Genomic DNA, 22,039 nt, shown 5'->3' with positions numbered 1-22,039 from the left:
CAGCTAGCAGCTACCGGCACGGCCGGTGGTCGCGCCACCGCTGCGCTCAATCGCCTTGGCGATGCGGTCAAGCATTTGCTGGCCGGTCTCATAGGTGCCGTCGTCAGGCTGGGCTGCGATAGCTACACCAACGAAGGTGCCCGGCTTCTTGCCCGGCAGATAGCCGAACTGCCGCACAAGGTAGACGCCTTCATCATCTGGGCCCCAACCGCCCTTGAAGTGGGCGCCGCGGATGCGTCCGAGGCCGTAGGACTGCTCGTCGGCAATCTGTCCCATGAGGTCAGCGACCTTTGGGCCCGCCTCGATGCACTGCAAATTGGCGCCGAAAATAGCCTGGTCGCGCAAATCCCACTGCGTCTGCCCGAAGACGGTGTATTCCGCACGGATGCGGTCAGTGCCCATGACGGTGCGGGTGTCGTGGCCCTCTCGGAGAATCTCGTCGGTGGTCGCGCCCGCGGTCGCGTCATCGCCCAGGGAGTACCACATGGACTCAGCCGCATCGTTATCGGAAACCGTGATTGCGGCTTCGACCAGGGAATCCACGCCCGATTGGCGCACATAAGCCACCGCAATCGGCACCTTGGAGGTCGACCAGGCCGGACCCGTTTTGAAGTCACCTGTGGCAACCACTTCGGAATCCTTATCCGGCGTTGCCAGAGCGGCGCCGGCCAAACCACCGAGTTCCTTTTGCGCGGATTTCACGGCCTCGACAACTTCGCGAGGCATCTCACCGGGCACAACTTTCCCGTCGGAGGATGCGCCGCCGGGGCCGTCGTCAAGCGGATTGGACAGCGTCGGCGACGGCATGTCCGCCGAATCGGTGCCAATGGTGCAGGCGCTAAGGCCGAGCGTGACGACGGCGGTTGCGGCCAGAGCTACTCGGAGACGTTTAGACAATGTGCACCGTCGCATTCGTACCGCCGGTACAAGTGACAACCTCACCGTTATCGCGGCAGGTCATGCTGTATGTCTTGCCTGTTGTTGGGCTGCTAGCGGTGACAGTACCGTTAAGCTTCTTCGTAAGTTGGTACTGCTCAACGAAGGAATTGCGGACGTTGGTGGCAAACTGACAGGTCGTCGTGTTACCGCCGACATCTTCTGCATATACCAAGTTCAAATCACCCGGATCGCCCGAGCCGGAGCAGTGACGCCAGTTCGATGGCGGCTGGAACCCTTCAGCGCGACGCTTCTGCTCAGCGGTCGACGAGGTGGAGGAACCCTCAGCACTAGCGGACTGAACCGACTGGGACGAGTTGCTGCCAGCCGAATTCACTCCCTTCGAATCGGAGAAGTAGAAGTATGCCATTGCGCCGACGAAGAGAGCGACCGCAACGAGTGCCAGGACAATAACCGCGATGGTCAGTCCCTTGTTGTCATTGCGCGGCGCAGCAGCCGGGCCAGCTTGCGGACCTGGAACATAGGGGGCAGGGCGGTATGGTTCAGGCTGCTGGGACTGTGGATACTGCTGCTGCAGATACTGGGTTTGCCCCTCAGGCTGCTCCCACTGTGACCCATCCACAGCGCTCCACGCATTTGCCGGCGTATCAGCGGAGGGTTGATCATCTGACGTGCCCGGATTTATGCTCCACTCACCGAACGAGTCGTCCGAGTGGTTGCTCCGATTCGTTGCCATTGTTCGACCTTTTCCCTCAATACCGTCCGCCAGTATGACGCTGGGTTTGTATTACAGCAAGACCGAGCTTACCGGTTTTGGCAATTTGCCCGTATTGTTTCAGGCCACAGTACACGTTGGTCGGAGCAATTAAATTACCTCCGCAAAATTACCTGTGGCAGATTTCGGACACACGAAACCCCCGACCGCATGCGACCGGGGGTTACGTTCTGCAATTCGCTCTCTATCCGGGGGAAGTTTTTACTTATCCCTCAGAGAGAACTGCCGCTAATCGCGACCTAGAACAGTCGTTAGAACGGCCACCACGACGGCTTCGCATTCTTGTTCACGACTACCTTTTCGCCGCCGACAACCCAGTTCTCGTTGGGGTTCAAAAGCGCGCCCACGTGGGCGTAGCCGCCGTTGTCGAACTCACCTTCGTAGTCCGGAGCCCGGTACGTGAAGTCAACGGAGACAGACTTCGAACTGCTGACAGTCGGGTTGTCCTTGAAGGCACCGAGGAAGCCGCCCTCCGTCCAGGACAGGCGCACCTGACGATTACCGTTGCGCTCGGTGTTGACGTACTCCCCCTCCTTCAGCGTGTAAATACCGCCGCCGAGGATATTGTCCTGCGACTGGCGAGTCACACGAACGAGCTCAAAGTCAGCCGGGATGTTGTGGCCGATTCCCCGCAGCTTGGCGTTGCCGTTGACACCGACGACCTCAATACGGATCGTGACCTCGTCACCCGGTCGGACCTCCTTACCGCGGATAATCTGCGAGTAAACATCAGCAGACCATGCCGGGCCACCGATGGTGCCGAGCTTCTTCTTCGGGGCGCTCGAGCCCGGCAGGGTCAGACCAGGCGAATTAAGTCCTGGCGAGTTCAGACTCGGCGAGGGCAGACCCGGGGACTGCGCCATGGCCGGAGCGCCGAAACCGAAGGTCAAGCCAGCTGCGATGGTAACTGCGGCAATGGCGGTACGGGAGCGACGTCGCGGACGAGAGGCCTTAGTGGTCTGGGCGTGTGCGTTGTACATGTTGAGAAGCTTTCTGTGAGACCTGAGAACTATCGAGATGAAAGTGCGCAGATGGAAACTACTTAGCGGTTAATGCCCGGCGACGGCAGCCCCGGGGACTGGAAGCCCGGTGACGGCAGGCTCGGCGACTGCAGGCTCGGGGAGCCCAGCGAGCCACCTGGGACATCCGGAATACCCGGAATATCCGGAGCTGGCGCCTCCCGCTTCACAGTGAGCTTCGGCCCCATGTCATGCAGCTTCTCCACCGAATTGCTCGGGTTGAAGTGGATTTCGGTTCCCGTATTCAACGCACCGTCGGCAATTGCGTTCGTGACGCGGTACTTCCACTTGAAACTCACAGTCGACGTGGTCGGGGAGCCCCATGCCTGAAAGATGGTGCCGGCCTTAAACTCCACCGCACCGTTGTTAACGATTTCCAGCCACTTGTCTGACTCGTTCTGGTTTGCCCACTCATCGTCGCCGACCTTGTACGTCGCCGAGTTGGCCACGTACTGCAGGCCATCCGGAATGACATCGGTCATGCGCTGAATGTAGGACTTCGCACCCCAGATGTTGTTGTCCGTGTAGGTCAGAGTAAAGGTCACGACATCGCCAGGCTTGACGACGGCACCCGCGACACCATTGACCTCAACGGATCGCGTCACATTGGAGTTCTTCCAGCTATGCGTCGCGCTGGAGGAACCAGTACCGGTGACTTCACCAATGGCGTCGGTGACAGTCTGAGTGATGGAATCAACGCTCAGCAGGTCCTGAGCATGTGCGGTATTACCGAATCCCGCAAAGGTCATACCTGCGGCTAGAGAGAGTGCAGCAATGCGAGCAATGCTGCGGTTACGTACGGTGCGAGTTGCCATCTGTCACGGGCTCCTTTTAACGATGCGAAGACTTGTGGTCGGAGTAGGCCAACATGGCGGTTCTCCAGCAGGAATGCACGCGTGATGCATCGGCGTGCGATTCACTTGGCGATAGTTAATACGACACCTATCGACGGCGGCAACAAGTAGCCATTTTTCGAACATCAACCTAAAAATCGAAAACTATGTCGCCACATCAGTCACACCAGTCACATGTCCGCACGTGCGTTACAGGTTTGGGCCGGCTGGAATACTTTTAACTATAGAAATACGCACTGCCCTGAAATGGCTGTTCCCCACCGCTGCCAAAACTGCCCCCATTTTCCATCCCGCGACAAAACACCCCAGCCTGCCCCCTGTAACGCTGTTCAGGGGTATCCAAAGAGCCCAATTACATGCCCGTCCGACCACCCCATAACGGGGTTAACCACGAAAGCCTCCAAAAGGTCCGACTATCCGTCGCTGACCTCAGCACATACGCCAACTTTTAAGAGAAATGAAGAAACCCCCGGTAGAAAATCTACCGAGGGTTTCATCTGCGGAAGTAGAGGGATTTGAACCCCCGGAGGTGTGACCCTCGCTGGTTTTCAAGACCAGTGCATTCGGCCGCTCTGCCATACTTCCAACGCCAACATCATAACCGCATACCGCCGTAAGGCAGCAAACGCCCTCATAACACCCCTTGCCAGCACCTTTCGCAAGCCCTTCATCGGAAACCACACCCCAAGCATCCACCTCTACAGACATAACTATTTTTGCTAATTGCAAAAGAGGTTGAAATACCGCGTGCATAACCAGTTTTTGCATTACCTTTGAAGACTATGAAGGCAATCATTCAGACTGATCTTTCCAACCCCCGCGCCCTGGAATGGGCCGATGCTCCGGAACCGACTCTCGAGGATGGGCAGGTGCTGGTCAAGGTCAAGGCCGCTGGCGTAAACCGCGCTGACCTACTGCAGGCCGCTGGACACTACCCGCCGCCGAAGGGCGTGACCGACACCCTCGGCCTGGAGTGCGCGGGTGTCATTGAAGAGGTCAAGGGGGACTCCCAGGGCTGGAAAGTCGGCGACGAGGTCTGCTGCCTTCTCTCCGGTGGCGCTTACGCCGAAAAGGTCGCAGTCCCGGCCGGCCAGATTCTCCCCCTGCCACATGGCTACTCCTTCACCGAGGCAGCATCCATCGTCGAGGTTGCCTGCACGGTGTTCTCGAATGTCGTGATGATTGCCGGCCTCAAGGAAGGCGACCTACTGCTGGTCCACGGTGGCGCGGGTGGCATCGGCACTTTCGCTATTCAGATGGCCAAGCGGCTCGGTGCTCGCGTCGCAGTCACCGCCGGTTCGGCGGAGAAGCTGGCTAAGTGCAAGGAGCTCGGCGCCGACATCCTCATCAATTACAAGGAAGAGGACTTCGAGGAGATCGTTGCAGCTGAGGGTGGCGCCAACGTCATTCTGGACATCATGGGCGCAAAGTACCTCGACCGAAACGTCAAGGCCCTGGCGAAGGACGGCCACCTGGTCATCATCGGCATGCAGGGAGGCGTTAAGGGCGAGCTCAACATCGGCCGCCTGCTGAGCAAGCGCGGCTCCATCACCGCCACCGGCCTGCGCTACCGCGATCTCGCTGACAAGGCTCGCATCGTCAACGCCACAGAGGACACCATCTGGCCAATGCTTGCCGACGGCACCGTCACCCCTCAAATTCATGAGGTCATGGATATGCGCGACGCAGCCAAGGCCCACGAACTGCTCGACAGCGGCGCGGTCAGCGGCAAGATTGTGCTGACCGTCTAGTTAGCTGACTACCTAGTTAACCGAGCGAGGCAACTGCGCGCACGAGCTGGTCAATGTCGTGCGGCGTATTGAACGGCTGGAGGCCAACTCCCACGGCGCCTCCAGCCTCATCGATGCCCATGGCCTCCAGCAGTGGCGATTCGTATGCATCAACAATGCTGGTCACGAGGCCATTATCCAGCAACCTATCCACGACCACCTTCGCCGACACCCCATCGACGAGGAAGCTAACGCGCGGAATGTGCTGTGCCCGCGACACACTCGCGAAAGAATCATCTTCGGTATCCATGCCGATGATGTACACCCGCGGCAGGGTCATCAACGCCGCAATTAGGCGTTCCGACAACGTCGTCAAGTAGCGAGAAACCTGCGGCATCGCCGTTTCAATGCGGTGCCTACGCGACCCCCTCGCCGTGCTATCCAGCGATGCCAGGTGCAGCACCGATTCCGACACTCCGCCGAGCAATGCCGGCGACACCGGGGAAACCTCGATCCGCTCGACGCCGCGCACATTCGGCACATAGCTTAACGACGTCATGCGCTCGAACATCTCGGGATCCTTGAACACCAATGCTGCGACCTCAGGCCCGCCCAGCACGGAGGCATCAACCAGCATGATGTCGGCGCCCAGCTTGCTCATCGACACATCGCGGTAGGCGACAATATCCGAGGCATCAACCAAAACCCAGGCGTTGGAGTACTCATGCACCCGCCGAGAAATGTCAGCTACCGGGGCAATGGTGCCAATGAACGGATCCGCGGCCGGGACGACAACGAGGCGAGTGTGCTCGTCTACGAGCTCGTCGAACTGCCAGGACGGCAACGTACCCGAGGACAAGTCAGCCTCAGCAATGCGGACTTGAGCTCCGTAGAGATTGGCTGCTCGGCGTAGTGGTGCGTGTACGACCTGCGAACCAATGCGAGAAATCACCAGGTTAGAGCCGAGCGTCAAGCGTCGACTCATTGCGGACGTGAACTGCTCCATGAGCACCTCACGCGAAGATCCCAACACCACGCCGGCGACCGGGCCACCAGTGAGATCGGCAAAAGCCCGGCGCGCACTGGCGGTTAGTTCCGCTGCAGCGGGAACGCCCGAGCTGCGCGACTGGCCATGAGCCCCCGCCCCAGTCTCACCAGGAAGGGACTTCTGCGCATTGCGAAATGCAGAAATCATCGCAGCCTGGACACGCTCGGGTACCTGGGTGCGTTGACCCGCATTGAGGTATGTCCACCCGTCGGAAAGCGACGAGTAAGCACCCCTGGTTGTCGGCACATCGAAGGCCATGAAAACCCTTTCCCGGTTTCGAATTCAAGCTGCGATATCTATTTCAGAGTTAACTGTGCAATCACCCACGAATCGAGCGTTCATGCCCCGAACCGTGTATCGCTTGCACATCTTAGTTGGAACCAATTCTATCGAAGCAACCCCATATAGGATAATCTTTATCCCTTTTTAGCAGTTGCTTAAAATTGGCCGAGCTTTTCCTGCCTGTATCCATGCGCAAGCACTCCCGATGCGTGAACCATATGCACCAGCTGCATGCCATAAAGCAGTTACAGCGGCGATTGTATGTAAGTTTTCCAGGGTCACATAACCAGTCACATAACCAACCGTGGAAACAGCCTCAGAAGCACCACGTCACCACCAAGGACGACCACCCCACGCGACGGTTGTTCGCCGTCACGACGTGGAATAATGGCTCGCCCGGTGCCGTCGGTATTCAATCTAAACCGCCCTAGCTAGTAGTTTGGAGACGTGACTAACGCAGAAAATGATCGCCAATCCGCAGCTGCAGCCGACCAGCCGGCCGATACTGTGCGCAATGGCTCCGCTATCCGCACGGAGGAAACTCTCCGCCGCGACATTGCGCGAATGGTTGACGCAACGGGTGAGGCACCGGCTTTCAAATCGCGTTCCCGTACCATGGGCGCTGCCTGGCGGGATTTGGCTACCGGCTTTGGCCAGCGCGAACTGTGGCTGCAACTGGGCTGGCAGGACATCAAGCAGCGGTACCGTCGCTCCACGCTTGGCCCGCTGTGGATCACCATTGCCACCGGCGCGATGGCCCTGGCTCTCGGCCTGCTGTACTCGCTGCTGTTCCAGCAGGACCTGGCGTTCTTCCTGCCGCACGTGACCGTTGGTCTGATTATCTGGGGCTTCATCTCCGGCTGCGTGCGCGAGGGCGCAACCGTCTTCATTGAAAACGAAGGCCTCATCAAACAGCTGCCCAGTGCGCTGAGTGTTCACGTCTACAGGTTGGTGTGGCGTCAGTTGCTTTTCCTGGCCCACAACATGGTGATCTGGCTGATTCTCGTGCTGGTCTTCCGTCCGGATTTGGGCTGGAACTTCTTCCTAGTCATCCCAGCGATGGCACTGCTGGTGGTCAACGGTGTGTGGGTGACGATGTTCTTCGGCATCATCGCTACGCGCTACCGCGACGTGGCACCACTGCTGGATTCCCTAATTCAGCTGGTGTTTTACATGACTCCGATTGTGTGGACCACCAAGACACTGGAGGAACAGGGCGGTGCCGTCGCCGAACGCGCACGCATCGCAGAGATCAATCCCCTGTTCCACTACCTGGAAATCATCCGCGCCCCGCTAACCGGCGAGCCGGTGGATACCTACCACTGGTGGATTGTCCTCGCCTGCACCGCAGTCGGCCTGCTGCTGGCACTCGGGGCCATGCGCCTGTGGCGCTCCCGCGTGAGCTACTGGGTTTAGGCCGCAAGGGCCGTCGTAAAGCGAATAGAACTAGCAAGGGATAAGCATGGTCAGCATTGATACTTACAACGCGTGCGTTGACTTCCCCATTTTCGACGCCAAATCGCGGTCGATGAAGAAGGCGTTCCTCGGCGCCGCGGGTGGTGCGATTGGCCGCAATGACTCCAACGTCGTGGTCATTGAAGCGCTGAAGGACATCAACATTCACCTGCGTGAGGGCGACCGCGTCGGCCTGGTAGGTCACAACGGCGCGGGTAAGTCCACGCTGCTGCGACTGCTGTCGGGCATCTATGAGCCCACGCGCGGTGCCGCCGATGTGCGCGGCCGTGTGGCTCCGGTGTTCGACCTCGGTGTCGGCATGGACCCGGAGATCTCAGGCCTGGAAAACATCATCATCCGCGGTCTGTTCCTGGGGCAGACGCGCAAGCAGATGAAATCCAAGCTCGACGAAATCGCAGAGTTCACCGAACTCGGCGACTACCTGCACATGCCACTGCGCACCTACTCCACCGGTATGCGCGTGCGACTGGCGCTCGGCGTGGTCACGTCCATTGAGCCGGAGATTTTGCTTCTCGACGAAGGCATCGGAGCCGTCGACGCCGCATTCATGGCGAAGGCCCGGACGAAGTTGACCGAATTGGTCGATCGCTCCGGTCTGCTGGTGTTTGCGTCGCACTCAAATGAGTTCCTGGCGCAGCTGTGCGACACGGCGCTGTGGATTGATCACGGTACGGTTCGACAGGCAGGGCTTGTCGACGAAGTGGTCGAAGCCTACGAAGGTAAAGAGGCCGCCGACCAGGTGCGCCGCGTGCTCGCGCAGCGACGGTAGCAGCTTCGCCGGGAGTCCGGGCGCGGTTCCCCCATCGTGGCCGAGCGAGCGGCTCGCGGGCAGCCGGCCGGCGGCTGGCGGGCGGCACGGATGCTTGGAATTGCCCACCCGGAGCAACATGGCAAGATAGACAGCAATAAAAACAGTAATAAACGGTACGTCCCCGATGGAGAACGAAGTGAGCGAAAACTCGGCTGACCACCCAAATCACGATGAGGCAGCAACGGCCGCAATCGTGGTGACTCACAACCGCATCGAGGACCTGCGCCAATCGCTTCCCATCGTTGCCAGCCAGACCCACATGCCGAAGTGGCTCATCATCGTCGACAACGGCAACGACCCGAAGGTCAAGGAACTCGCCGAGCAGGTGGCGGCGCAGCAGTCGTCGGAAAGCGGATCGGCGCCGGAGATTCACTACGTCGGTTCCAAGACGAACCTGGGCGGCGCTGGTGGTTTCGCACTGGGCATGCTGACTGCGCTGTCGCTCGGCGCGGAGTGGATTTGGTGCGCCGATGACGACGGGCGCCCGGAGGACTCCTACGTGCTGAAGGCGCTGCACAGCTGCGCGCGACGCCACCAGCTCGACGCTGTCTCGCCGGTGGTCTGCGATATTAAGGCTCCGAACAAGCTGGCATTCCCCCTGCGCCGCGGGCTGGTGTGGCGTCGTCATCGCGAGGAGCTTTTCGAAAGCGGAATCAACCCCAAACTCCCGGCAGTGAACGACTCTGAGGGGCGGAGATGGTTCACCAATTTCGCAGATCAGAAGGCTGCGACCGGACTCGAACTGCCTAGCGACCTCGAAACCATCGACGGCAACCACGATCTCCTGCCCGGCATCGCATCCCTGTTCAACGGCGCGCTGTTTAGCGCCCGCTCGCTGGAACAGCTCGGCGTTCCCGACTACCGCCTATTCATCCGCGGCGACGAGGTCGAATTCCACCGCCGCCTAGTCCGCTCCGGCCTCCGGTTCGGCACATGCTTGACGACGGCCTACCTGCACCCCTCCGGCTCGGGTGAATTTGTGCCCATTCTCGGCGGCAAGATGCACACGCAGTACCCGACCAATGACTTCAAGCGCTACTTCACCTACCGCAACCGCGGCTACCTGATGAGCCAGCCCGGCATGCGCAAGCTCATGCCACAGGAGTTCCTGCGCTTCGGCTGGTTCTTCCTGGTCCAGCGTCGCGATGTCCGCGGCTTCTACCGCTGGTTCAAGCTACTGAAACAGGGCCGCGCGGAGAACTTCGAGCGCTTCGATCCGAAGTCGAAGTAGTTCGGGCTGGCGTTGCGGCTGGTGGGGCTGAGGCTGTGGCGCTGGCCTGCATATTTGATCTCGCCCGGGTCGTGTAGTCCGCATTTCGAGTGCTCAGTGCGCAAAAGTGTTACCTAACCCCTGGTTCCCTTCTCCTCCACTGACATATCGATGAGGTATTCACTCATCGATGCGCTACAGCCTGCGCATAAGTGAATAGTCCTACGATAAGTGCGCGGGCCAGGCCAACAGCGTGGCCATAAGTCCTGAAAAGTCATCGACAAGTGGCGGAAAGTTGGCCATAAGTCGCTGGAAATCCGAGCCAGTCCGCTCGAAATCGTTCCAAGTCCGGTGAGCACAATTGCAATAGGTCAGCAGCTGAACTTAGCCTGAGTCGCGCGAGGCCGGTGCATTTTCCAGAAGCTGCAAACGCTGCTTACGCTCCTGGATTCTGGAATCACGGAGCTGCCGATCTTTATACGGGACAGTGGCTTGACGAAAACGCCCAACTTCGGACGAAAATACCAACCCACCTGCCTGAATGCGCTGCCTCTGCCGAATAGCAAACTGTCGCAAGACCTCCACGCAGTCCCCATTAATGACCTGCGCCCATTGGAAGCGGAGTACATCTAAGTGGAGGTTCCTCAGACGCTTCTCGCGAGCTTGCTCTTTCAGAAGTACAGTTTCCGTGGCTGCTACCCCGCCACCGGAATACTTAGTCAGCCCATCGAACTCAATGATCAAATTCAGATGAGGCACATAAAAATCGACGCGCCCAATGAATCCTTCACTGTCATAGAACTCGACTTGCTGCATGAGCACGCATTTTTCGTCGTAAAGCGTGGCAATTCCTGAGTCGATTATGCATTTCTTTGTGATCGACTCACCGATGGTTTCGCTGTGTTCGCTGGCAGTTCGAAGTAGCTCGCGGGCGCGACGGGTCCCCGGCGAACGTGGGTAATTTGTGAGGACGGTGTGCAGTTCTTCGAGGTCACACCACTGTCGCAGTGCGGTGTCAACGATGATTGGCCCGTTTTCGGACTCGGCGGTGCGGCAGATATCGATGACGGTTTTCGGCACATCTGTAACGCAGCGCCCACCAATGCGAACGATGTCTTGTTCGAGGATTCTGCCACTGACATGGCGCAATCCGCCGCCAGGTCGGCGCAGGCCGGAATTGGCAAGCGCGATTGTGGCATTTCGAACAAGCAACGGGATGCCATGCAACGCAGCGGCTGCTTCGCCCGTAATGATTGTCCCGGAACCTGGCTTGACCAGTGCCTTTATCTGTAGTTGAAAACGTTCGAATGCTGACAGCGCATTCCAGCGAGAGCACTCGATGTAGGTGCCGTACGCCAGTCTGAGCAGGGATCCATCTCGAATATTTGCGCTTCCGACGTGCCCGTGCAGATTATCCAGCTCTGACTTGGCACTGACATATTCACAAGGATGCTTGATTTGTTTCTGCGAAGCCGCGTGGATGAGGCCATCGGAATCGTAAGTCCAGTTAGGCATTGGTTTAGGCACGCTCCCCGAGGTGGGCTACAGGAATTCACGCATTGGAATTAGTGCCTTTAGTTATGGTCGACCCCGCGGAAATTGGCAGCAGAAAAGCCGCCGAATTGCCCGTTTCTGTGGACAATTTGGCGGCTGTGGATAACTGTCAAACGTTAACCTCTTGGTGCATCCTCGAGACGGATACCAAAAGGAACTCCGGGATCAGAGGGCCAATAGTATTCATCATCCGAAAAGGTAATAGTGGCGCGCTCGCCATCTCTGTGCAGTGCCGGATTGACGATCGCCTGTTCAATCGTGCGCGTCTCCGGTCCGTTTTGCCCCGACAGCTGTGCAGTAACTTCGGTCGGCTGGTCCAGAATCAAGATTGCGTAAGGTCCCCTGTCCGGTGAACCGGGGTTAGGATCCTGGCGCTGCTCATAGGCTAGAACATCTGCCTTGGTCTGGAAAACCTTCACGGTTCCCGTAATCGAATTGGTTCCAGACGTGCTTGACGAAGAACTAGAACCCGAACCAGACCCCGACCCCGAAGCCGACCGCCCCGCCGTCGGATTCGGGCCGCCGTTGCCACCGTTACCACCATCAGCGCCAGCACCATTCGAGCCCGAGCCCGAGCCCGGCGCGCAGTCATTACCAGCAGCAATGGCCTCGACGACATCCAGGTTGTCAGCCGGAATCCAGTTAAACTGTTCGAACTCCCCGGCACCCGGATTCGCAGGCGTTTCCACCAGCTCATTGCCCTGGCGCGTCACCAGCAAATCTTCCTGATCGCGCCCCATCCTCTCTGCAGAAAACGAGAACATACCCGGCTGACCAGTAGCTCGCTGAAGAGCGCGACGTACACCGCCCACAGAAGTCACGCCGTCATGGTAGGAATTCTGAAACTGAATTTCCTGACCATTCTCGTCAACGCCGTAGACACCAATCGCATCAATTTCGGCGCTCATCGCACTTGTGCCATAGTTCAGCACCAGCTCGGGCACGCACCCATCATCAAGATGCACGAGCGCATATTTCATCGCCCCACCAGGACTAACTTCACCGACAAAAGTCTGCAGCGGCGCCGGGTTCGCCAGCACCTGCTTGTACACTACGACGGCCTTCTCCGCCTGCGCCTGCACCTGCGCATCGCCATTTTCGCTTGACGACGACGCACTGCCCTCGGCAGCCGCCGAATCGCCACCTCGATCCCCAGAAACCTGGAGGAAAAGGAACAGAGCCAGCAACAGGATAATCAGCACCAATAGCACCAAAATGGCGATGAGCTGCTTGCGGGTTTTGCCACCTGAGCTAGTCGAAGGCGTGGGTGTGTGCGTGGTCATGATTGAAGAACTACTCGCCCTGGAAGAACTTTTCCCAGTTGTCTTCGCTGGTCAGCTCCGGCACGGCGGCACGCCACTGCTTCGCAAGGTCGTCCCACTTGGAGGACAGTTCGCGCATGAGGCTGATGGTCTCGGCGCGCATGGACTTTTCCTTATCCAGGTCGCGGACCAGGTGACGCACTCCGTTCTGGGAGGCATCGGTGACCCAGACATCGTCGAACGTGGAAATGTGCCACCAGAAGGAGTCCTCGAAGGCCACAGCCACCGGACCAGGGCGCTTCTTACCCATCTGCGTATAAGCCAAACGCTTTGCCATCGTCTTGTTTTCGCTGGAAATCTCGTGTGACGGCGGGCGAACCGGAGTCAGACCACCCGGCATCTCGTGCATCGGCAGCAGCTCGGTCTCCGGGAAGTTCTTTCGACCAGCAGAAATGCGAGCGAAGTCGCCCTGCGATGCGTTCTTCAGCACCTCCGGGCCACGCAGCAGGTCACGAACAGCTTCCATCTGCGTCCAGGCCAGGCCGTAGCGCATGGAGACCAGGTTCGAGAGGATTCGTCGTGAAGCGACGTTGACCATGTCCTTTGCGGTGACATCGCCGTGAATGGTGGCGGCGATGAGGGAGTTGCGCAGGCCGAAGTACTGGGCGGCGTTTTCGATGTCCTTCCAGTAGAAATCGGCGTGCCAGACGGCGGCGCCCGGAATGGTGTCAGTCGGGTAGCCGGCCTTGGCGGCGCGGAAACCGTAGTCGATGTCGTCGTACTGGAAGAACAGCGGCAGCGCCAGGCCAATCTTCTTAATGACCTCGGACGGCACCAGGCAGGTCCACCAGGCGTTGTAGTCAACGCCCAGGCGACGCAGCTGGTGGTACTTGCGCACGTCCACGTCGGCGTAACCGAACTTGGGGTCGTTCTCCTCGACCGTCAGCGCCTTCCAGTTGTAGGTCTCGCCGGTGCGGAAGAGGCTGGTCGGGTTGAACAGGAAGAGCATCTGCGCACCGAGCAGCATCGGCTTTTCCGCGCATACGGCCAGGGCGGATAGGCGCAGGGTGGTTTCGGGCTCGGGGCGGATGTCGTCGTCGGTAAGCAGAACCATGCAGTCGCCCGCAGCGGTGGCGTCGCGCATGCCGCGGGAGAAACCGCCGGCGCCGCCGAGGTTCGGCTGGTGGACAACGTTCAGGCGCTCGCCGAGGATCTCCTTGGCCTGGATGAAGTCGGCTTCGTCGGCCGGGTGCTGTTCGCCCTGGTCAACGACGCGGATGGTGCGAACGCGCTCAAGGGCTGGCAGGTCCTCAGCCAGCGTGGCGACGGTTCGAGCACAGTCAACCGGTCGGTTGTAGGAACAAATGACCAGGTCAGTCGGAATATCGCGCTTGATAGCCGACTTGGGCACAACATAGCGGACATCGGAAATCTTTGCGCCTGCGTCCTCGGTGTCGAAGCGCAGGTGAATGGCACCGCCATCGGCGAAGCGGTCCAGCGGGACGGTCAGACGCACCTCTTCATTGGCAGAACCTGACATCGGCGAGTGCTCACCGGTCCAGTTGCCGTCGGCATCCGAGCCGCCCGCTGCCCAGGAGTCCTCCAAGCGGAGGTGGCCCCCAATATCTTCGGTGTAGGCCAGCACACGCGCGGAACCGACCACGCGCGCACGGATTTCGACCTGCTTAATTGAGGTCCAGCGCTGCCAGTAAGAAGCTCGGAAGCGACCGAAGTAGGTGTCAGTGCGCACCACGGTGTGGCGACCGAGCGTGATCGAGTTACGGGTGGCCTGCACCGAGCTGTCGTAGGCGCCAACGCCTTCGACTCGGTAGTACAAATCCGGCTCCACCCAGTCTGCGGGCGGAGCAAACAGCACGCGCTGAATAGTCAGCATGTCAACATCGGTTTCGGCGGTCAGCTGAGTGGATTCCTTATTAGAAGCAGTCGAAGTCACGTCCCCCAGCGTATCGCGCTATTTCACACGGAAGATGAATACACGCTGAATGATGAAGTTAATTACCGTCGCAACGCCCTGCGCGACGACGAATGCGCCGAACTGTGCCCACTGCGCGTTCCAGTCCCAGGATTCGACGAGCCAGGGCTGTAACACGTTGAAGATACCGACCTGGGTGGCGTAAGTAATCAGGTACAGCACCGCAACTGCCAGCACCTTCTTCGCCGAGGACTTCGACTTGAAGGTCCAGCGGCTGTTGATGATGTACGCCGTAATCGTGCCGAAAACCCAGCCGACCGTCTTGCCCCAGAAGTTGGTCGCCCCGAAGACGTTGAGCATGATGAACGTCAGGCCGAAGTCCACCACCGCCGCAATAACGCCGGAGATAATAAAGCGCATCATCTGCACTTTCAGACCGTGCTCGTCCTTGGTCTCCGTCGCCATCGGCACTGCGGCCGAGTCCTCTACGACAAAGCCATTTTCGTGGGAGCCGTTTCCGAGCTTGCCGTTTTCACGGTTCGGGTTTTCATTTGCTGTTTCATTCGCTGACACGCCTAGAAATTCTAGGCCACCGGCCAGCTAACAAACAGCCAGCGCGAGCATGAGGAGGCAATAAAGAGGAGAAACGAACTAACGCCGCAGCGCCTCACGCAGCAGATCCAGCCGCTCCACCGGCGAGAGCACATCCTCCCCAGCTAGGCCCAACGCACTCATCTCCGCCCAGCTAGCCGCCGCCAATTCCTCCACATCCTCGCCGGATAGCGGGATGCCCTCGTCGCTCTCCCAACCGAGGCGCTCCATGACATGCGCCGCCACATCATGCCGCAGCTCATCCGAGGTCAGCGCCGCCAAACATAGCAGCTCCACCAACGCCGCATCGTGCCCGGCTGGGTCTTTCTCGGCGTCCTCTATAGGCAATGCACGCAATCGCTTGACGACGCTCTCCCCCGCCTCCCCGGTCAATTCCAGCGCGGTTGATTCCGACCTCTGCAGGTCCAGAGCCTGTAACAGGGGCACGAATTCAAACACCCCCGACCTCTCGATGATGTCCACGACATCGGCACGAGCGGTGGCCAACGTATTTTGAATAGAGTCCCGTCCGGTCAATTCCCTATTGATTGCGGCAATATCTACCGGCTCCTCCGCGTCCATATCCCCCAGTGCGCGGATAGAGCCCGAGCCACCGATACACAGGGCATCCGGGGTGGCCTCATCGCGGGCAAAAGCTTCCCTGACCTGCAAGGTATGTTTCCACAGCCCCCACTGCCAGATAAGAGTATCGCCGGGACTTTGCAGCACCTCGGCAACTGTGGTGGATAAGGGAACATCGACGACTCCGACCGCTGCGGGTCTGCCGCCAGTCACCAGCTGCGCCGCAGACTCCACCGCAGAGCTGGGCAGGTGGAACTTCGTCGGCACGCTTTCGTCGCCCCACCCAAAGATGACCGCTAACACGCGGGACAGGCTTCGCAGATCCATCTGGTCATTGACCCCGAAGACGCGGTGGGCGCTGCACGGTTCTTCCTCCAAAGAGGCACCGATAATGAGCGTGGCCGGTTCCGTGGCCACGCGAACGCCCGGGAAGGCGACTACGTTATCGGTCTGTGCTGCCATACCTCACAGCGTACGCAGGAAAAACAATGTGGCCTGGATAGCAAAAACTCGCTACAATGCGCGCGTTTTTACCAGTGGAATCTGGCGCGGCTCCGCGCCCCACGGCTCTACCAAGTACTTGCGACGCAGGCGCTGCGACTCCACCGCGGTCCACTGCGCCACCAGCTCTTCTACCCCGCGGGCAAGCCCCAGCACCGGCCCTGCGACTTTTTCGCCAACATGCGGAAAATCAATAACCTCCACGTCGTTGACCTTGGGAAACCGCGGCTCCGTCAGATTTCCCTTGCCGGGCTTGGCCTTCTCTTCCTTCGCGGCAGCGCGCAGCTGCCCGATGTGGTCACGAATGCCGGCCACGGATGCCGGCAGGTCAATCACCGTGGCCCCCGCCTGCTCAATCGCTTGCGATAGCAAGTCCGCACCCTCAGCACCCTCAGCGCTCTCTGCCGCAGCGTCACCGTCACCATCGCCCGCGGTCACAGACGCAACAAAGCAACCGGTGAGCAGATTGGTGGCGGTCTCCAGGGCTCCGTCGTCAAGCGGATCCACCAGCCATGCACCCGACAACCTCTCGCCTGCAAAGGACGGCGAGAGCTCCACATGCCAAATGACAACGGGCGATGTGGAACTACATACGGCAAGGGTCTGCGGAGCAGCAGCAGGCGTGGAAGTCATGAGGTTGATGGTATCGCGAGTGACGGATCCCACGCGGGGTAGCCTTTATCGCATGTTCGACTTTTTCAAGAAGAAGCCGCGCGAAACCATCAACATGGCCGCCGAGTACACCAACACCCCGCTGTCGAACCAGATGGTCATGCTGTTCGCTGAGGAACTGCCCATCCTCGACAGCAAGGAACGCGCACAGGTCTACCGCGCACTCGAGGCGTACGACGGCCCGCAGATCACCTCGCAGGAAATGCTGCCGGAAGAGATCCGAAAAATTATGGATCTATAGTCTCTCCGTACATTTCACTCGCTTTCCGACGGCCCGTGCGCGGCCTCAAGCGTGACCAACACCTCGGAGCGTCACGGGCGACGGAGCCGGTGCAAAGGGGTAGCCTAGCCTTGATGTCCACTAACACTAACGGCAAGTCCAGCACCGATGCTTCGAACGGTGCCTACGGAGCCGTACACACAGAAGCCAGGACCCTGACCGGTTGGGGTCGTACCGCCCCCGCTAAGTCCCAGGTGCTGTCGACGCCGGACTTGGATGAAATCGTTAACGCCGTCAAGGCTGTCGCAGACCAGAACTCCGACAAGCCTGCCCACCTGCGCCGCGGTGTAATTGCCCGCGGTATGGGCCGCTCTTACGGCGACCCCGCCCAGAACTCGGGCGGTCTGGTCATCGACATGCAGAAGCTCAACAAGATTCACTCCATTGACCAGGAGTCGGCGATTGTTGATGTCGACGGCGGTGTCACGCTGGACCAGCTGATGAAGGCCGCACTGCCCTACGGCCTGTGGGTGCCGGTGCTGCCGGGAACTCGCCAGGTCACTATCGGTGGTGCCATTGGTCCGGATATTCACGGTAAGAACCACCACTCTGCAGGTTCCTTCGGCAACCACGTGCTGTCGATGGAGCTGCTGGTCGCTGACGGCCGTATCCTGCACCTCGAGCCGGAGGGCTCTGCAGATGACCCGGACGGCAAGTTGTTCTGGGCAACTGTCGGCGGCATGGGCCTGACCGGCATTATTGTCCGCGCTCGGATCAAGATGACCAAGACCGAGACGGCCTACTTCATCGCTGACGGCAACATGACCCACACTCTGGACGAGACCATCGAGTTCCACTCCGATGGCTCCGAGGAAAACTTCACTTACTCCTCCGCGTGGTTCGACGCCATCTCGCCGGAGCCGAAGCTGGGACGCGCCGCAATTTCCCGCGGTTCGCTGGCAACCTTGGCTCAGCTGGAGGAATACGCCCCGAAGCTGGCCAAGGATCCGTTGAAGTTCAACGCTCCACAGCTGGTGACTGTGCCGGATATCTTCCCGTCCTTCACCATGAACAAGCTGACCATGATCAGCATTGGTGAGCTGTGGTGGCTGAAGTCCGGTACCTACCGCAACCAGGTGCAGAACCTCACGCAGTTCTACCAGCCGCTGGATCTCATCGGCGAGTGGAACCGCGGCTATGGCTCCAAGGGCTTCCTGCAGTACCAGTTCGTTGTTCCGCGCGAGGCCGTCGAGCCGTTCAAGGAGATTGTCCGCGACATCCAGCGCTCCGGCCACTACTCGGCACTGAACGTATTCAAGCTGTTCGGCGAGGGTAACCGCGCTCCGCTGTCCTACCCGATGCCGGGTTGGAACGTCTGCGTGGACTTCCCGATCAAACCGGGTCTCGGCGCCTTCCTCGATGATTTGGATAAGCGCGTCATGGAGTTCGGCGGCCGCCTCTACCTGGCCAAGGAGTCGCGCACTTCCGCCGCTAACTTCCACCAGATGTACCCCGAGATGCAGAGCTGGCTGGACACCCGCAACGAGATCGACCCGCACGGTGTCTTCGCCTCTGACATGTCGCGTCGACTGGAACTGCACTAAAAGAACCGAGAGGATTTAAGCCCCAATGATTAATGCTGTAGGCGCTGCCCAGTCCATCCTGCTGCTCGGCGGCACCAGTGAAATCGGCCTGGCTATTACCGCCGAGTTCCTGAAGAAGGGCCCGGCCAAGGTCATCCTGGCTTCCCTGCCGAACGATCCGCTGCGCGAGGCCTCCGCTGAGAAGATGAAGGCCGCCGGTGCTTCCGAGGTGGTCACCCTCGACTTCGACGCAACGGACTTCGACTCCCACCCGGAGGTCGTCGAGAAGGCATTTGCCGACGGCGACGTGGATATCTGCATCGTCGCGTTCGGCATGCTTGGCGACGCCGAGGAGCTCTGGCAGAACCAGCGCAAGGCCGTCCTGGCTGCGAACATCAACTACACCGGTGCGATGTCGATGGGTGTTCTGGTTGGTCAGAAGTTCAAGGCGCAGGGCCATGGTCAGTTCATTGCCATGTCCTCCGTTGCTGGTGAGCGCGTGCGTCGCTCCAACTTTGTCTACGGTTCCACCAAGGCCGGCCTGGATGGTTTCTACCTGAACCTGGGTGAGGCCCTGGAGGAGTACGGCGTCAAGACCCTGGTTATCCGCCCGGGTCAGGTCCGTACCCGTATGTCCGCTGACGTGGACGAGGCTCCGTTGACCGTGAACAAGGAAGATGTCGCCAAGCTCGCAGTGAAATCCGTCGAGGCCGGTAAGACCCTGGTCTGGGCTCCGCCGGCATTCCAGCTAGTGATGATGGTGCTGAAGCACATCCCGCGCCCGATCTTCAAGAAGCTGCCGATTTAAGAGCGGGTTTCGAAGGACTCGATAGAACTCAGCGGGGCTTGACGGGCTGACGTACCCACCTTTAGCTCCGCCGTTCGTCGGAGTCCGGTTCCTGTGCAAAACTTGAGGGCATGGTAGACAAGCAGGCCGAAACCTCGAGCGCTGACACCACGGGTGCCGACAACACTAGCGCCAACACAACGGGCGCACGATCCTACAGTGAGCTGGTTGACGAAGATCGCTACGAAATCTTCAACGATGACCAGCTCTCCCTCAAGGCTGCTCTGACCTACCTGTTCGCAGCGCTTGTGGGCGGTTCGGTTATCGCTCTAGCGTCCTGGTTTGTGTTCCACCGCCTGTCGCTGCCGGCCTTTGGCGGCTCGCAGCTGACCAGGGCAGTCGCAACAGCGCTGATTGTCATCACGCTGACGCTCACCACCGTCCTGCTGTATTTCTTCGCCACCAAGGGCAAAGATAATCGCCCCCGGTGGCTAACGTGGTTGACGTACCTGATGGCTTACATGTCACCGGCCATTTTGGCGGTCTCTGCCGTCGGCCTGCCACTGGGCTCGACCAGGCTGTGGTTGGACGGTCTGTCCGTCGACCAGGAGTTCCGCACTGAATACCTCACCAGGATGGCCTCGGAGCCTGGCCTGCATGACATGTCGTACATCGACATTCCGTCTTTCTACCCCGCTGGTTGGTTTTTCCTGGGCGGACGCCTGGCCAATATCCTGGGCATTGCCGGCTGGGAGGTCTTCCAGCCCTGGGCATTGATTACACTCGCTGCCGCTGGCTGTGTTTTGGTCCCGGTGTGGCAACGCCTGAGTGGCTCCCTGCCCGTGGCCACTGGCATTGCGCTGACAACCACGGCGGTCGCCCTGGCGACTGTCGCCGATGAGCCCTACGCCGCAGTCGTTGCTATGGGTCTTCCGGCGATGACCGTGATGGCCTGGCGCGGTCTCACCGGCGCCTGGTCCGCCATGTTTGGCGTGCTCGTCTTCCTGGGTATTTCTGCGACTTTCTACACTCTTTACACTGCCGTAGGCGCGCTTATTGTGGTCGTGTTGGCCGTGGTCGCGTGGACGTCGTCAAGCTCTTGGATGCCCGTAGTGCGTCTGATCATTATGGGCGTGGGATCGATGCTGATTGCGGCGACGGTGTGGGGGCCGTACATGCTGGCGGTTGCGACGGGGGCACCGCGCTCGGGCGCGACAGCGACGCACTACCTGCCCCCGGAGGGCGCGCAGCTGCCTTTGCCGATGCTCGCCGCCAGCGTAATCGGTGTGCTGTGTTTCATCGGTGTCGTGCGCATGCTGGTCAGCGCCACGGAGCCGGATGCCCGCGCGCTCGGCCTGGGCACGCTGGTGCTCTATGGCTGGGTAGTGGCCTCGATGGTGGCGACGCTGCTCGGACGCACGCTGCTGGGGTTCCGCCTCACCGCACCGATTACGTTTATGTTGATTGCGGCTGGTGTGGTCGCGCTTGCCGACGCCCGTCTCAACGGCATCGAGAAGTATTGGCCGCAGGCGGCACCAGCTCACATTGCCAAGCGTGTTTCCGCGGTAATGGCGGCAGTCTTGCTGCTGGCGGGCATTGGCTACGCGCAGTCGATTCCGAATAAGTTGCATGGTGCCATCGACTTGGCGCATACCGACACCGACGGTAACGGCGAGCGCGCGGACCGCTTCCCACCGAATGCCGGGGCGTGGTACTCAGCGGTGGACCAAACGCTGAAGGAGGCCGGGCTCGATCCGGCCCAGACAGTGGTGCTGACGGATGAGAAGAATTTCCAAGCACTCTATCCCTGGTACGGATTCCAGGCGCTGACCAGCCACTACGCTAACCCTCTGGGTGAGTTCGACCGCCGTAATCAGGCATTGGAGGAATGGTCGGAGATTCGCGACCCCGATGAGCTCGTGCAGGCCATGGATGAAACGCCGTGGCGCGGACCGGATGCCATTGTGCTGCGGGGCGAGGTTGAGACACCTGTTGGCGAGGATGCCGCTCCACTGACGTTGGACATCGCGGATGATATCTATCCGAACAATCCGAATGTGGTCTTCCGGAGCCTGAATTTTGCCCGCTCTGCATTTGAGAAGCACTGGGAGCTAAACCAGGTCGGCCCGTTCGTAGTGGCGGTTCGCAAGTAGGTATTGGCAAGTAGGTATTGGGCGGCTATCCCCTGCTATAAACGTGATTCCTGTTACTAATGTGGAAACTGTGATGTAACTTTCGCGTTGCAAACTCAA

19 protein-coding genes and 1 tRNA gene are annotated in these 22,039 nt (G+C 59.7%); 8 read left to right on the top strand and 12 right to left on the bottom strand.

The window, feature by feature from the left end:
• Positions 1-3 precede the first annotated feature (3 nt).
• From HMPREF3135_RS09385 to HMPREF3135_RS09365, 5 genes are all read right to left on the bottom strand, one after another.
• A complete protein-coding gene (locus HMPREF3135_RS09385) occupies positions 4-897 on the bottom strand; it encodes a hypothetical protein (protein WP_101688002.1) in 894 nt (297 codons plus the stop codon).
• Positions 890-1,633, bottom strand: a complete 744-nt coding sequence (locus HMPREF3135_RS09380; RefSeq protein ID WP_049193873.1) for a hypothetical protein — start codon at positions 1,631-1,633, stop codon at positions 890-892. Before HMPREF3135_RS09380 ends, HMPREF3135_RS09385 begins: the two co-directional genes overlap by 8 nt.
• A 290-nt stretch (positions 1,634-1,923) precedes the next feature.
• Positions 1,924-2,652, bottom strand: coding sequence for a hypothetical protein (locus HMPREF3135_RS09375; RefSeq protein WP_070439326.1), 729 nt, complete (start codon positions 2,650-2,652; stop codon positions 1,924-1,926).
• A 62-nt stretch (positions 2,653-2,714) separates the two neighbouring features.
• Positions 2,715-3,506 (bottom strand): hypothetical protein, encoded by a 792-nt coding sequence (locus HMPREF3135_RS09370; RefSeq protein WP_070439323.1) that lies wholly within the window; start codon positions 3,504-3,506, stop codon positions 2,715-2,717.
• Between the two features lie 539 nt (positions 3,507-4,045).
• Positions 4,046-4,130: transfer RNA gene (locus tag HMPREF3135_RS09365), tRNA-Ser, on the bottom strand.
• Between the two features lie 197 nt (positions 4,131-4,327).
• Between HMPREF3135_RS09365 and HMPREF3135_RS09360 the strand changes: the two genes are divergently transcribed.
• Positions 4,328-5,296, top strand: a complete 969-nt coding sequence (locus HMPREF3135_RS09360; RefSeq protein ID WP_048732059.1) for an NAD(P)H-quinone oxidoreductase — start codon at positions 4,328-4,330, stop codon at positions 5,294-5,296.
• A 16-nt stretch (positions 5,297-5,312) separates the two neighbouring features.
• Here HMPREF3135_RS09360 and HMPREF3135_RS09355 read toward each other — a convergent pair whose 3' ends face one another.
• Positions 5,313-6,581 carry an aminotransferase class V-fold PLP-dependent enzyme gene (locus tag HMPREF3135_RS09355; RefSeq protein WP_049193883.1) on the bottom strand — a complete coding sequence of 423 codons (1,269 nt, stop codon included), beginning with the start codon at positions 6,579-6,581 and terminating at the stop codon, positions 5,313-5,315.
• Between the two features lie 471 nt (positions 6,582-7,052).
• Here HMPREF3135_RS09355 and HMPREF3135_RS09350 point away from each other — a divergent pair, with 471 nt between their 5' ends.
• The 3 genes from HMPREF3135_RS09350 to HMPREF3135_RS09340 all read left to right on the top strand — a co-directional run bounded on the left by HMPREF3135_RS09350 (position 7,053) and on the right by HMPREF3135_RS09340 (position 10,123).
• Positions 7,053-8,021, top strand: coding sequence for a galactan export ABC transporter permease subunit Wzm/RfbD (locus HMPREF3135_RS09350; protein WP_083280648.1), 969 nt, complete (start codon positions 7,053-7,055; stop codon positions 8,019-8,021).
• A 46-nt stretch (positions 8,022-8,067) separates the two neighbouring features.
• Positions 8,068-8,850 (top strand): galactan export ABC transporter ATP-binding subunit Wzt/RfbE, encoded by a 783-nt coding sequence (locus HMPREF3135_RS09345; RefSeq protein WP_005510871.1) that lies wholly within the window; start codon positions 8,068-8,070, stop codon positions 8,848-8,850.
• Positions 8,851-9,016: 166 nt separating this feature from the next.
• On the top strand, positions 9,017-10,123 hold the full coding sequence (locus HMPREF3135_RS09340; RefSeq protein ID WP_049193884.1) for a glycosyltransferase: 1,107 nt from the start codon (positions 9,017-9,019) through the stop codon (positions 10,121-10,123).
• Positions 10,124-10,486: 363 nt separating this feature from the next.
• On the opposite strand, the gene HMPREF3135_RS09335 is transcribed toward HMPREF3135_RS09340, so the two are convergent.
• The 6 genes from HMPREF3135_RS09335 to HMPREF3135_RS09310 form a co-directional block, all read right to left on the bottom strand.
• On the bottom strand, positions 10,487-11,617 hold the full coding sequence (locus tag HMPREF3135_RS09335; protein ID WP_049193885.1) for a PDDEXK family nuclease: 1,131 nt from the start codon (positions 11,615-11,617) through the stop codon (positions 10,487-10,489).
• A 155-nt stretch (positions 11,618-11,772) separates the two neighbouring features.
• Positions 11,773-12,939 (bottom strand): hypothetical protein, encoded by a 1,167-nt coding sequence (locus HMPREF3135_RS09330; RefSeq protein WP_070439320.1) that lies wholly within the window; start codon positions 12,937-12,939, stop codon positions 11,773-11,775.
• A gap of 10 nt (positions 12,940-12,949) precedes the next feature.
• A complete protein-coding gene (locus HMPREF3135_RS09325) occupies positions 12,950-14,872 on the bottom strand; it encodes a glycosyltransferase (RefSeq protein WP_070429122.1) in 1,923 nt (640 codons plus the stop codon).
• 18 nt (positions 14,873-14,890) lie between these two features.
• Positions 14,891-15,424 (bottom strand): GtrA family protein, encoded by a 534-nt coding sequence (locus tag HMPREF3135_RS09320; RefSeq protein WP_070429121.1) that lies wholly within the window; start codon positions 15,422-15,424, stop codon positions 14,891-14,893.
• Between the two features lie 78 nt (positions 15,425-15,502).
• Entirely contained in the window at positions 15,503-16,486 is a 984-nt protein-coding gene (locus tag HMPREF3135_RS09315; protein ID WP_070439317.1) for a hypothetical protein, read from the bottom strand.
• Positions 16,487-16,537: 51 nt separating this feature from the next.
• Positions 16,538-17,191, bottom strand: a complete 654-nt coding sequence (locus HMPREF3135_RS09310) for a hypothetical protein (protein ID WP_070439314.1) — start codon at positions 17,189-17,191, stop codon at positions 16,538-16,540.
• Positions 17,192-17,210: 19 nt separating this feature from the next.
• On the opposite strand from HMPREF3135_RS09310, the gene HMPREF3135_RS09305 reads away from it, so the two are divergent.
• From HMPREF3135_RS09305 to HMPREF3135_RS09290, 4 genes are all read left to right on the top strand, one after another.
• Positions 17,211-17,438, top strand: a complete 228-nt coding sequence (locus HMPREF3135_RS09305; RefSeq protein WP_005510976.1) for a hypothetical protein — start codon at positions 17,211-17,213, stop codon at positions 17,436-17,438.
• A gap of 113 nt (positions 17,439-17,551) precedes the next feature.
• Positions 17,552-19,021 (top strand): decaprenylphosphoryl-beta-D-ribose oxidase, encoded by a 1,470-nt coding sequence (locus HMPREF3135_RS09300; RefSeq protein WP_070439311.1) that lies wholly within the window; start codon positions 17,552-17,554, stop codon positions 19,019-19,021.
• 25 nt (positions 19,022-19,046) lie between these two features.
• Positions 19,047-19,808 (top strand): decaprenylphospho-beta-D-erythro-pentofuranosid-2-ulose 2-reductase, encoded by a 762-nt coding sequence (locus HMPREF3135_RS09295; protein ID WP_069359684.1) that lies wholly within the window; start codon positions 19,047-19,049, stop codon positions 19,806-19,808.
• A gap of 110 nt (positions 19,809-19,918) precedes the next feature.
• Positions 19,919-21,940, top strand: a complete 2,022-nt coding sequence (locus tag HMPREF3135_RS09290) for a galactan 5-O-arabinofuranosyltransferase (protein WP_070439308.1) — start codon at positions 19,919-19,921, stop codon at positions 21,938-21,940.
• The last annotated feature ends 99 nt before the right edge of the window (positions 21,941-22,039 follow it).

The sequence above is a fragment of the Corynebacterium sp. HMSC14H10 genome (assembly GCF_001807105.1).
Lineage (GTDB): Bacteria > Actinomycetota > Actinomycetes > Mycobacteriales > Mycobacteriaceae > Corynebacterium > Corynebacterium jeikeium_D.
Note: the sequence above shows the minus strand (reverse complement) of the source record. Positions and strands in the feature narration are given on the sequence as shown.